The organism is Flavobacterium sp. AK-345, from assembly GCF_058310175.1.
This window is the reverse complement of record NZ_JBZEER010000005.1, coordinates 108,563-120,888: the sequence shown is the minus strand read 5'-3', so window position 1 is coordinate 120,888 and position 12,326 is coordinate 108,563. Positions and strand designations below refer to the sequence as shown.

Genomic DNA, 12,326 nt, shown 5'->3' with positions numbered 1-12,326 from the left:
TAAAAATTAACAAAAGCTTAATTAAAAGAGCTATAAGTGATAATTATGCAACGATATTAGTTAAAATTATCTAAAAATATAAATTATGTAAGAAATGCCAAAAATTATAGAACATACTTCAGCTTCTTTCCACCTAATTTTGACTTAGTAATTAAAAAATAATTAAAACGAGATCACATCATGAAAAATTTAAAACAAATATTATTCGTAGTAGCATTAAGCTTTGGTATGTTCGCAACATCTTGTAGTAGCGACGATAATGAAGGAGAAACAATTGTTCCAATTCAAGGTAAATTCAACCTAAGTCAAACAGGAACAATAGTTAATGGACAAGAAGTATTGGTAGATGCTCCACAAAATGCAAGTGGATGTAACAGAGATTATTTAGAGTTACGATTAAGTAACACAGCAGTTATAGGTGATTACGACGGTGCTAATTGTGCTTTAACAGAAACTACAGGTACTTATGTAAGATCTCATAATGATTTAACTATCACTGTAGGAAATGTAAGTTCAACATCTGATATCATGAATCTTACTAACAAAGAGCTGAAAATTAAAGATAAAGCAACTGGTATTATTACAGTTTATACAAGATAATTTATTTTTTTGAAGCAAATCCTGACTTCATAGAAGCCAGGATTAAAACGGAAACGACTCCATAAAAGTTGTTTCCGTTTTTTTATTTATGATTATAAGGGGATATAGATGTCAAAAGTGGCACCTTTATCCTTTTCACCTTTGGCAGTAATATAGCCATTATGGTTTTCTACAATTTTTTTTACGATAGCCAGGCCAATCCCGGTTCCGTTATATTTTTCTTTTCCGTGTAAACGCTGAAAAACTTCAAAGATTTTGGTGTTATATTGTTGGTCAAAACCAATTCCATTGTCAGAAATACTGATGTGGCAATAACTTCCTTCATTGGTTAAATTGTCTTCAGAGCTTTTTACCTGATGAATTATACTTTTTATTTTTATAACCGGCTGAATATCCGGTTTAGAAAATTTAAGTGAATTGCTTACCAAATTATATATTAATTGTCTGAATTGAAATGGGATGATATTAATTTCACAAGATTTCGTATTTTCGACAACTGCATTTTTTAGTTCCAGTTCCTCTTTTAGATCTTCTTTTACTTCATTTATAATTTCAGAAATATCTGTTTTTTCGAATATTCTTTCCTGGGTATTTGTTCTTGAATAAGAAAGCAAATCATTAATAAGCGTTTGCATTCTTTTGGCTGCGTTTTGCATTCGCTGAAACTTATCTTTTCCAACATCAGATAAATTTTCAGATTCTCTTTCCATAATCTGCGAAGCAAATGTTTGAATTTTTCGAAGCGGTTCCTGCAAATCGTGACTTGAGATATAGGTAAACGACTGAAGCTCTTTATTCATTTTCTCCAGTTCCATATTATTGCGCTCCAATTCTTCGGTTCTTGCTGCAACTTGCTTTTCTAATTCGTTTGTAAAAGCCTTTTCAGTCTGAATGTCTGTAAAAGCGCCAACCCATTTTATAATTTTATTTTCTTCGTCAAAAACCGGCTCGCCAATAACGGCATGCCATCTGTAATTTCCATCTTTACCTTTTACTCTTACATCGCACTTGTAAATCTCTCCAGTTGCGAGACTATGGCCCCAGATTTTTATATTCTCATCATAATCATCCGGATGAATCATAGCCTTCCATTCAGCTTCTCCATTAGGATGAATGCCTGTATATTCAAACCATTTTCCTGATGCAAACAAAGCGTTTCCTTTTTCGTCTGTTTCCCAGATTAATTGCGGAATACTTTCTGTTAAGGAACGGAATCTTTTTTCGCTTTCTTCTATTTTTTTTCTTGCCAGAACTTTTTCAGTAACATCAATTATGGTCACTTTTATTCCAGAAATGCAGTTGTCTTTCTCACGCATTGGTGCGTATTCAAAATCAATATACATTTCATGACCGCCATTTTTGCCATTAATAAAAATTAACGACTCAGACTCAGAATGTACTTTGCCGGTTGTGTAAACTTCGTTTAATAAATGGGCGTATTTTTGTTCTTTGAGTTCCGGAAATATGTCTAAGATTTTTTTGTCCTGTACATCACTTTCATTTTTTCGCCAAATATTTTTTAATAAAACATCATTAGCAATTTCAATGACCATATCGCGTCCCTTCAGTATTGCCTTTGGTACAGGAGAATACATAACCAGATTGCGGAATCTTTTTTCGCTATCCTCCAGTTCCTGCTGATTTTTTTTCTCCAGAGTAGTGTCTCTTATAGTCCCTATTAATTTTTCGGGATTATTGTTTTCATCATAAAAAACTTTCCCCTTGCTTTCCATCCAATGTATCGATTTGTCAAGCCAAATCATTCTCGCTTCATACTGTAAATATCCTTTTCTAAAAGCGCTTTTAAGTGCCTTGTTTCGTACAGGCATATCATCGGGATGAATATGTTTTATTAATTGTTCGTGTGTTAATTGAATATGAGTGTCATAACCGCCAACTATTTCAAGATATTTTTGCGAATAAATAGCTTCTTTTGTTTTTACATTCAATTCCCAGGTTCCTAATTCGCTGGCTTCTACAACAATATTCAGGCGTTCTTCGTTTTGTTCTGTTATTTTTCTTGATTGAACTTTTTCGGTAACTTCGGTAACCGTTACTATAATTCCGGATATTTCGCCATTTTCTTCTTTTAAAGGATGATAAAGAAAATCGAAATAAAGATTTTGCAGTTTTCCGAATTTATTGATTGGTACGGGAAGTTCATTTCCGTGATACGGAATTCCGGTTTCCAATACACCAATTAATAAATCACTTACCGTTTTTTCTGTTTCAGGCAACGAATCAAATAAAGGTCTGCCAACAAAGGTTTTTTCTTCTTTGCCTACTAATTTTAAATAGGCTTCATTTGCCATTTCAACCATAAGTTTTTTACCACGCAAAATGGTAATTCCAACCGGAGCCTGTTTTACAGTATTACGAAAACGCTTATCACTTTCTTCTATTTTTTTCTTTGCCAGATTTAAATCAGTCAAATCAACTCCCGTATTCATTACACCATAAATATTACCATTTATGTCGTAAAGCGGCGTTAAGCTATAATTAAAATAATAAGTATGAAGTTTTCCATTTACCGTTAAATCAAGCGGTGTATTTTGAGTATGAAACGATTTTCCTGTTTCAAGAACCTCATTAATCTGCTCAAATACAAGCTGATTATCAAGTTCCGGCAATACCTCTTTAAAAGATTTTCCGATGACATCATTTCCTTTTCCCCAAATATTGATAATAGATTCATTTGCAAGTTCAATTCGCATTTCTTTCCCCACATAAACTGCAATAGGAAAAGGTGCATTATCTACCAATGCTCGTACTTTATGCTCGCTCTCTTCAACTTTTGCTCTCGATAATACCTGAGACGTTACTTCAATTGCCACGGCTACAATGCCAGAAATACTTCCGTCAGGTTCAGTAAGCGCTTCGTAGGCAAAATTGATATAGGTGTCTTCTATTTTTCCATTTCTGGGAAGTTTAACGAGTTGTTCGTTAGCCGTAATTTTTTCGCCCTTTTTGTATACATTATCCAGTAAACTTTCAAGATAATTGTTTTTAGTTTCCGGTAATGCTTCAAAAATGGGTTTGTTAATGACCTCTTCATTTGTAGTTCCCCATAAATGAACCATTTGCTCATTTGCAATTTCAACAACATGATTTTCACCTCTAAAAACACACATTGCTACAGGAGCCTGCATGATATTATTTCGAAATCGGATATTGCTTTGTTTTAAGGCTTCAGAATTTTTTTTCTTTTCAGTCGTTTCAATTACGGTGACCAAAACACCGCCAACTTCTCCGTTTTCTTTTTTGATCGGACTATATGAAAAATCAAAGTAACATTCTTCTGTAAATCCATTACGGTTTAAAGGCACCATAAAATCAGGAATACTAACGGATTTTCCTTTCATTACATCCGCAAACATAGGTCCAATGGTTTCCCAAATTTCAGAAAATGTTTCTTTCGAACTAATTCCTAAAGCTTCCGGATGTTTAGTTAAACCCAAAATAGGCCGAAAACTGTCATTATATAATTGAGTATATTCATTTCCCCATGCAATGTACATTCCAAAAGGGTTATTAAGAACTACAGACAGCATAGTACAAAGACTTTGGGGCCAAAACACCGGATCGCCCAAAGGTGTTTTACTCCAGTCTTTAGACCGTATGAGTTTCCCCATTTCTGCGCCACCTTCCAAAAAATACAGCTCTTTATTTGTAATACCCATTCAAATAAATTTAAGGTTGAAGGATGAAATTTTCTCTTGCAGGTTGTTTAAAATTGCTTTCAGAGGCAATGCTTAAAGCGCTTCCAATTACTTTTTTTAATTTAGAAAATTCACCGGGTTTTTGAATATAATAAACAGCTCCTTTTCCGTAAACTAAATCTACAATATCTCTGTCTAAGGAAGTAGAAAAAATAATGACCGGAAGATTTCTATATTCTTCCAGCTGTTTTATTTCCGTTAAACATTCCAGACCATTTTTTCGGGGCATATTTAGGTCAAGAAACAAAATATCGGGTAAATTTTCCGCACCACTTTCAGATAAAAAATCCATAAGTTGTACTCCGTCATTTACCGTTACAAGCGATGTAGGAAGAAGTAATTCGTCGAGAGCTTCTTTAAAGAAGTCACAATCATCTTCGTCGTCGTCTGCAAGTAAAAGATTGTATTGTTGTTTCATTATATTAAGGTAGAAATGTTTTAGCTAATATAAAACTATTTTTTTTACAAATATTAATGTGCAATAAATCAAACTCTATAATTTTTTATAGAGTTTAATAAACCGTATTGTCTTTCCCTTCATTTTTGGAGAAATAAAAGAAGCGAAATTATTTTTCGATATTCCTTGCGTTTTCCTGCAAGGTTTCTCAAATCTTGTAGGTATCTTGATTTAAATAATTAATCCTGCAAGGTTTTAGAAACCCTGCAGGATTAAAACTGTGAATATTTACTTTTTATTATAAAATATAAATAATGAAAACAAGTTTGAAATTAAACCCGCAACGAGCCACGAACGCATCCAAAAAAATAAAAAAGCAGATTTGTTTGTACAATTAATACTGGCTAATGTAAAGGTGATAAAAAACGTTGTTATAAAATTTTGCAATATTGGAATTAGGTATTTCTTATTTTGAAACCGAACCATTTTCATCTCAATTCAAATTGATAAGTTGAGGTCCGAATTCTTCGTAAAAAATATTTTCCTGACTTACATTTAGATTTACCAAAGCTTCGTATTGTGTTTTAATAAATATTTCGGGACCACAGATGTAATATTTTGCCTGATCTAATAAAATAGAATCTTTGCATTTATGAAGATCGACGCGCCCTTGAATTATTTCGCTTTGACTCTCATTTTTATCTTCTAAAGTGTCATAAAAAGTAAAAGTTTCAAGATGTTTTGCTTCTTCTTTTAATGTTGTAATTTGATCTTTAAATGCGTGAACAGATTCATTTCTGCAGCCGTGAATCCAGATTGTTTTTTTATTCTGAATGTTATTTAAATTAGTTTCGAGCATGCTTAACATCGGCGTAAGCCCAACTCCGCCACTGATTAAAACCAATGGATTTGGAGTATCTTTTTCTAAATGAAATAATCCGGCAGGAGCAGAGATTGAAATAAGATCGCCTTCTGATTTTGAATGCAAAGTATTCGAAACATAACCTGATGGATTTGGTGCAATGCCGCTTTCTCTTTTTACCGAAATTCTATAATATTCGGGATTAAAAGCGCTTGACAAACTGTATTGTCTGGGTTGTAAAAGTTCTAATTCGGGCACATAAACCTGAACGCTAATAAATTGGCCGGGATGATAATTGGTGATTTCTTTTCCGTCTTCGGGATAGAGGTAAAAGGATTTGATTTCGGTGGATTCTTCTACAATTTTTTTGATGACGAATTTTCTCCAGCCATTCCAGCTCCCGGGCTTGGCGCTGTTTTCCTGATACATTTCTTTTTCAATATCAATCATAATTTGGGCAAGCTGATAATAAGCAACTGTCCAGGCGTCTAGTATTTCCGGTGTTGCGGCTTCTCCAACAACTTCGCCAATTGAAGCGATAAGTTGTGTTCCTACAATTTTATATTGATCGGGCTGGATGTTTAAACTTCTGTGTTTTGTTCCAATTCCTTTTAGAACTCCAATTAAAACACTCGGATCGTCAATATTTTCAGCGTAAGCCAAAACTGCATTTGCCAGCGCCGATTTTTGTCTTCCGTTGGCCTGATTTCCCATATTAAACATGTTTCGCAATTCAGGATGATGCGTAAACATTCTTTTATAGAAATAATTGGTAAGATCTTCGCCGCTTGCTCTTAAAATTGGAATTGTAGCTTTGATAAGCTCTTTTTGATGTGGATTCATTTTTAATAATTAGGATTTGATTAGGATTAAATATTCAGATTCTAAAGCAGTAAATGTGTTTAGAATTTGATATTTACAAATTTAAATAGGGCAGAAGGCTCTGTTTTATGACTCAAATCATAAGAATTAAAAAAGATGGGAATAAGTTGAAGTTATTTTAGAAGCGAATAACTCCGAAAAAGATCTGATGAATTTGAGTTTGCGTTAGGGATAGAAGCGGAAATCCTTTTTTTGAGCTTTTTCTGCTCAAAAAAAGATTGGGAGCGGATAGCCCGACCGGAGGAACGCCCAAAAGAACTAAATCCTGATCTAAAAGTTAGCCGCAAATTTGACAAATTCGACACACAATCTAACTTGGTAATTTTATTCAGGTAGAAAATAATTGAAATTAATTTACGAATTAAGCCAGTTTTTGAAATTGTTAATTTCTTTTTTACTTAAAATTATAGGTTCAGTATCGGGAACGGAAATGTTAAGCAATAATTCGATTTTTTGGCTGGAATGTTTTACAATTTCCTGAATATGATGCCTGTTGATGATGTATTTTCTGTTGATTTTGAAAAATAGTTTTGGATCCAGACTATTGATAAGATCTTTAAGATTGCTGTTGTATAAATAGCTGTTTCCCGAATTGGTGTGAATAAAAAGATGTTTTCCGGTAGCAAAAAAATAGGGAATTGCAGTGTCATTAATAGAGATGAGTTTGTCTCTGTGATTGACCAAAAAATGATGTTGAATATTGCTTTGGTTTTCAATTTCAACCAAAGACTCAAGAATTGGGTTTGGATTGAAAGTTTCCTTGATGTTTTTGTATTTAGATAAAGCTTCTAATAATTCCTGTTCTTCATAAGGTTTTAGAAGATAATCGATCGTAAAATGTTTAAAAACTTTTACAGCATAAGAATCATAAGCGGTAATAAAAATAACAGGACATGAAATGGTTGCTTCTTCAAAAATGTCAAGACTTTTTCCGTCTCCCAAATGAATATCCATAAACGCAAGATCTACTATTTTTTCTTTAAAAAAAGCCACAGCATCTTTTACAGATTTTAATATCGTTACTTCACTTATGGTGATAATTTGTTGTTGTTCGAGAATTGATTTCAGATAATTTGAAGCCAGATGTTCATCTTCAATGATGGCAATTTTCATTTTCCTTTTTTTTGCAAAGGTAAAAAAAAAGCTCCGTTAAAAACGGAGCTTAATTTCAATCTACAAGTTTGGATTATTTAAACGTGCATCTTTAGGAAATGGTATCGTATAACGCGGATCATTTTCGATCAGTTTATATTCATTTCCTTCACCATCATAATGCAGGATTTCTTTTTGATTATTTCTTCTTAAATCAAACCAGCGGTGTCCTTCTGCAGCAAATTCACGGTGTCTTTCTTCACCAATAAAATCAAGAAGTTCAGTTTGGTTCATTGCATCGATTTCAATACTAAGCTGATTGAAACCGGCAGCTTTGTATCTGTTTTTGATAAAAGTCAGTACAGTAGTCTTTGCCGTTGTAAGATCATTTAATTGTGCCGAAGCTTCTGCTTTAGTCAAATATAATTCAGAAGTTCTGAATGAACATTTTTGAGCATCTTCTCCACCTTTTAAAATAGAAATATCGCCTCCAAATCTTTGAAAATACAAAGCATAACGCAAATCGTTTGTTTGATCGTAGGCATCAGTCAATTCAGATGAAGCGTAAGAAATATTTTTTAAACCAACAACGAAGACATCTTCAAGAGCCAAAATTGATTCTACACCATCGTAACGGTTAGCTAAAACAGGTGTAGCATTTAAATCTACTAAAGCGCTTTTAATAGCTAATGCTTTATCTGCAGATTCTATAGCTTTTGCCCATTCTTTTTGGTATAAGAAAACACGAGTTTCTAATGCATAAATTGCAGCTTTAGAGAAACGATAGTTTAAACCTTTTGACTGCGTGTCTTTGTTAAGCAATTTTTTAGCTTCTTCTTTGTCAGAAAGAATTTGCTCGTAAATTCTGGCTGTGCTTTCAGGAACATACGCTTGCTCTAAATCTACTTTTAAAGCTAAAGGAACTCCTTTGTCTGTACCTGCAGTTGCAGCATCGTAAGGTTTTGCAAACAGGTTCAATAAATCAAAATAAGCATAAGCTCTTAAGGCATAAGCTTCTCCAATTAATTGATCTTTATCAGCAGATACCTCAAGTTTACCATTTGCATCATTGATAATTACGTTTGCATAGAAAATAGTATTGTAAAGAGCTGCATACTGAAATTGTGTTGTAATACGGTCTGGAGTTGCATCATTCCAGTGATAAACATCTTTGAAAAAAGGATAATCAGGGCCAAAACTATAAGGATCCAGTAATAATTCATCTCCTCTTAGCGAAGCAAGGTTTTTATGTGAAGGGTAAGTTTCGTAACCTTTTGTAAGTACTGCTCTGTAATCTGTTAATGTTTCCGGAATTACTTTGCCGATTGGCTGTACGTCCAGATAATCATCACAGCTTACCGTAGTAATAGCTGTGACGAAAAAGAATGCATATTTTAATATATTTTTCATTTTAAATCAGTTTAAAAAGTTAAGTTACATCCTATAGATATTGATCTCGGGATTGGTTGCGCATAGATATTTCCGAATGTTTCAGGGTCAAAATATCCTTTGTAATCAGAGCTTACAACAAATAAGTTTCTTCCCTCAATACTAAATCTAATATCTTCCATGAAAATACTATTAGTCGCTTTTTTAGGTAAAGAATATCCTAAACGCACACTGCTTAATCTCATGTAACTCATTTCTTTTACCCATGTATCAAGTAATGCAGTAGTATTGAACGGGCCTGAATCAGCATACCAGTTGTAAGCCATCCATGTATCATCTCCTGTTCCTGAGTTTCTACCCACAATACCTGGTAAGTTTGTATTGGTATTTGTAGACGAATGCGCATTCAAAATAGCAGTAGAATAGTTTTGTCCAGGATCTACTCTTGTTCCATTATAAGGAGGCGTCTCAACAACAGTTTGTTTAATGTTAAAAGTAGTAGCAATGGTTAGGTCAAAGTTATGTACTTTAAACGTGTTGATAAAACCTCCTGTAAATTTAGGGTCACGATCTCCTACGTAGGTAAATAGGTCTCTCGTTTCCTGAGCTGTTAAGCTCGATTGTGATAATTCTCCAGGGAAAATAAGAGGGTATTGGTCAATAAGGGCAAAAAGGGTATTCGTATTAACTGTTTCTCCTTTTTTATTAATATATAAAGGATAACCATTTTCATCAATTCCTGCTGTTTTCAGGGCAAATACAGCATTAACCGGATGTCCTTCTCTTGAAGGCAAATAACTATTTTCTCTAATCTGAATACGATCTACATTACTCTTGTTGTGAGAGAAATTAATGTTTGTAGTCCATGAGAAATTAGGACGCTCGATATTTTTTGTTGTTAATGCAATTTCATAACCTTTATTAGACACTTGTCCCCAGTTTAGGTTAGAGTATTCAAAACCATTTTCAACAGGAAGTGATTGTAAACCAATTAAATCAGTACTTTTTCTTCCGTAAACATCAGTTACTACGCTTACACGGTTGTTAAACAAACCAAGGTCAAAACCAAAGTTGGTATTGGTTGTTTTTTCCCATCTTAATTTATCGTTTGGCGGAGATAAGACATTGATAGTCTGCTCATTTTGTCCAGGTAAAAGAGTTGTATTACCGTATGCTCCAACTACATAAGGAGAAGTGTTTTTGTCGATATTTCCTTGTAAACCATAAGAAGCACGTAGTCTTAAGGCAGAAATATATGGATTCTCTTTTAAGAAATTTTCTTCGGATACTAACCATGAACCAGAAAGAGCCCATAATGGTAAGTATTTGTATTTAGGATCTACACCAAATAAATCTGATCCGTCATAACGCACACTACCAAAAGCAGTATATTTTCTGTTGTAAGTATAAGATGCTGTTGCAAAGAATGAAGCAAATGCATTTTCATTCTCTGTTTTTTGATAGGTTCTGTATGTAGCCTCATTAGCAGCATTTGCGTTAGGAAAAATGATTGGTTGAGTAGTTAAAGTTTGAGGGTTATATCCAAAACCTTTAGTTGCGATAAAAGTATTGTAATTTCTTCTTAATTCGCTACCCGCCATTACCTCAACCTCGTGCTTTGTGTTGAAAACAGCACTGTAGTTTAACATCGTTTTCCAGTTGTATTGGAAAAAGTCAGTGTTTGAATTTTGGATAATTCCACCATCAGGAAGGAAGTAAGTAGGAACTCCACCACTAAATCTTCTTGTTTTTTCTCTTTCTTTTCTAGTGTAATATGTTTCTTTATCAGCAAATTTTTCAGAAGCGCTGTTGTCAAATTGAAGACCTACCTGAGTAGTTGCTTTGAAGTTTTTAGTAATGTTATAATCAATATCAAGTATCGCTTTTATAGCTCTGTTTTTTAATTCGTAAGATGTGTTTTCTCTTTCTTCAAGAATATTAAAAGGAACATATACAGAGTTATTGCTGTATCCGCTAATGTCCTTGTCATAGTTATAACTACCGTCAGCATTTCTAGGAGTTAAATAAGGGTTTACAGTTCTTGAGTAATTTGCAGGATTTGTAAAACCATCTGTGTCTGAAATGTAAGATTTTGTGGTACTTTGTGAACCAAAAATACTAATACCAACACGTAATTTATCACTTACTTCAAAGTTGTTTTTTAAAGTAAGATTGTATCTGTCGAATCCGGTTCCAATTGTAGTTCCTTCTTCATTATAAGCACCCAAAGAGAAATAGTAGTCAGATTTTTCTCCACCACCAGATAAACTCAAACCGTATTGTGTATTTACTGCATCCTGGTACAATAAGTTACCCCAGTTTGTATTGTTGTTTCTTAATGCATTGATAGAATTTTGAGAATCTGTACTTAAAGCTGAAAAACCTCCTGCTCTGTAAGCCCCTAATTCATTAGCGCCATTTAAAATACGGGAAACTTGTCCGTTCTCACTTCTGTAAGTTAAATTTGGATCAGCAGCCATTCCTAATTCAAAATCAACTTTTTGAGATGAATTCATCAAGTTTAATTTAGAAAAGTCAGGTCTTTGTGTAAGGAAAGTATTGGTAGTAAAGTTTACTCTCATATTTCCTTTTCTACCTTTTTTAGTAGTAACAACGATAACTCCGTTTGCAGCTCTTGCTCCATAAATAGCAGTTGCAGAAGCATCTTTTAAGATCGTAATATCTTTAATATCTTCAGGGTTTAAACCTGCGATAGAAAAGTTTGTCAATTGATCGATGTTGTCTTTGTCGTAATTTTGTGGAACATCATTTCCTTCTAAAGGCAAACCATCTAAAACCCATAACGGATCTTGTGGACCTGAAAGCGAAGCTGTACCACGAATTCTCACTTTTGCAAGAGTACCCGGAGCTCCAGTAGCCTGAGTTACGGCAACACCCGTAACCTGACCAATTAATAATTGATCAATACTGGCAACACCCGCTTGTTGAATGTCGATCATGTTAGCCTTACTAATAGCAGAAGTTAATTTTCTGGTTTCGATTTTTTGGTAACCTGTAACCACAACCTCTTTCAATTCTGCAGTTTCAGATTTCAAACTAACATTGTAGTTTTTTTGACTTGTAACTTCAAGTGAAGTAGACTCATATCCGATATAAGTTACCCTTAAAAACTTTACGTTACCGTTTATTTGTAATGAAAATGTACCATCAAAGTCAGTAACGGTACCAAGGCTTGAACTTTGAATTACACCTTTTTGTTGTGTGCTGTTTGAAATAGAAGCATTTTCTACAAAGACAGATACACCATATAGGGGCATACCATCTTTTGAATCTGTTACTTTTCCTTTAATAGTTCTGGTTTCCTGGGCATACCCGGACAGGGCAAGGAGAAAACTCAGCATGTAGAATAGATTTTTCATTCTGG

At 33.8% G+C, this 12,326-nt stretch carries 7 protein-coding genes; 1 reads left to right on the top strand and 6 read right to left on the bottom strand.

The window, feature by feature from the left end:
* Positions 1-228 precede the first annotated feature (228 nt).
* Positions 229-600: a lipocalin family protein gene (locus tag AC4FQ3_RS11150; RefSeq protein WP_243396816.1), complete on the top strand. Its 372-nt coding sequence runs from the start codon at positions 229-231 to the stop codon at positions 598-600.
* Positions 601-692: 92 nt separating this feature from the next.
* On the opposite strand, the gene AC4FQ3_RS11145 is transcribed toward AC4FQ3_RS11150, so the two are convergent.
* The 6 genes from AC4FQ3_RS11145 to AC4FQ3_RS11120 form a co-directional block, all read right to left on the bottom strand.
* Positions 693-4,280: a PAS domain-containing sensor histidine kinase gene (locus AC4FQ3_RS11145; RefSeq protein WP_491181895.1), complete on the bottom strand. Its 3,588-nt coding sequence runs from the start codon at positions 4,278-4,280 to the stop codon at positions 693-695.
* Positions 4,281-4,290: 10 nt separating this feature from the next.
* On the bottom strand, positions 4,291-4,737 hold the full coding sequence (locus AC4FQ3_RS11140) for a response regulator (RefSeq protein ID WP_042564616.1): 447 nt from the start codon (positions 4,735-4,737) through the stop codon (positions 4,291-4,293).
* A gap of 472 nt (positions 4,738-5,209) precedes the next feature.
* Positions 5,210-6,421 (bottom strand): NO-inducible flavohemoprotein, encoded by a 1,212-nt coding sequence (gene hmpA, locus AC4FQ3_RS11135; protein ID WP_491181894.1) that lies wholly within the window; start codon positions 6,419-6,421, stop codon positions 5,210-5,212.
* Positions 6,422-6,814: 393 nt separating this feature from the next.
* Positions 6,815-7,573 carry a LytR/AlgR family response regulator transcription factor gene (locus AC4FQ3_RS11130; protein ID WP_302097110.1) on the bottom strand — a complete coding sequence of 253 codons (759 nt, stop codon included), beginning with the start codon at positions 7,571-7,573 and terminating at the stop codon, positions 6,815-6,817.
* Positions 7,574-7,633: 60 nt separating this feature from the next.
* Positions 7,634-8,962: a RagB/SusD family nutrient uptake outer membrane protein gene (locus AC4FQ3_RS11125; protein ID WP_302097109.1), complete on the bottom strand. Its 1,329-nt coding sequence runs from the start codon at positions 8,960-8,962 to the stop codon at positions 7,634-7,636.
* An 11-nt stretch (positions 8,963-8,973) separates the two neighbouring features.
* Positions 8,974-12,321: a SusC/RagA family TonB-linked outer membrane protein gene (locus tag AC4FQ3_RS11120; protein ID WP_491181893.1), complete on the bottom strand. Its 3,348-nt coding sequence runs from the start codon at positions 12,319-12,321 to the stop codon at positions 8,974-8,976.
* Positions 12,322-12,326 lie beyond the last annotated feature (5 nt).

Coding starts and splice junctions, on each gene's coding strand:
- AC4FQ3_RS11150 (WP_243396816.1), top strand. CDS start 229: ATGTTCGCAACATCTTGTAGTAGCGACGATAATGAAGGAGAAACAATT.
- AC4FQ3_RS11145 (WP_491181895.1), bottom strand. CDS start 4,280: ATGGGTATTACAAATAAAGAGCTGTATTTTTTGGAAGGTGGCGCAGAA.
- AC4FQ3_RS11140 (WP_042564616.1), bottom strand. CDS start 4,737: ATGAAACAACAATACAATCTTTTACTTGCAGACGACGACGAAGATGAT.
- hmpA (WP_491181894.1), bottom strand. CDS start 6,421: ATGAATCCACATCAAAAAGAGCTTATCAAAGCTACAATTCCAATTTTA.
- AC4FQ3_RS11130 (WP_302097110.1), bottom strand. CDS start 7,573: ATGAAAATTGCCATCATTGAAGATGAACATCTGGCTTCAAATTATCTG.
- AC4FQ3_RS11125 (WP_302097109.1), bottom strand. CDS start 8,962: ATGAAAAATATATTAAAATATGCATTCTTTTTCGTCACAGCTATTACT.
- AC4FQ3_RS11120 (WP_491181893.1), bottom strand. CDS start 12,321: ATGAAAAATCTATTCTACATGCTGAGTTTTCTCCTTGCCCTGTCCGGG.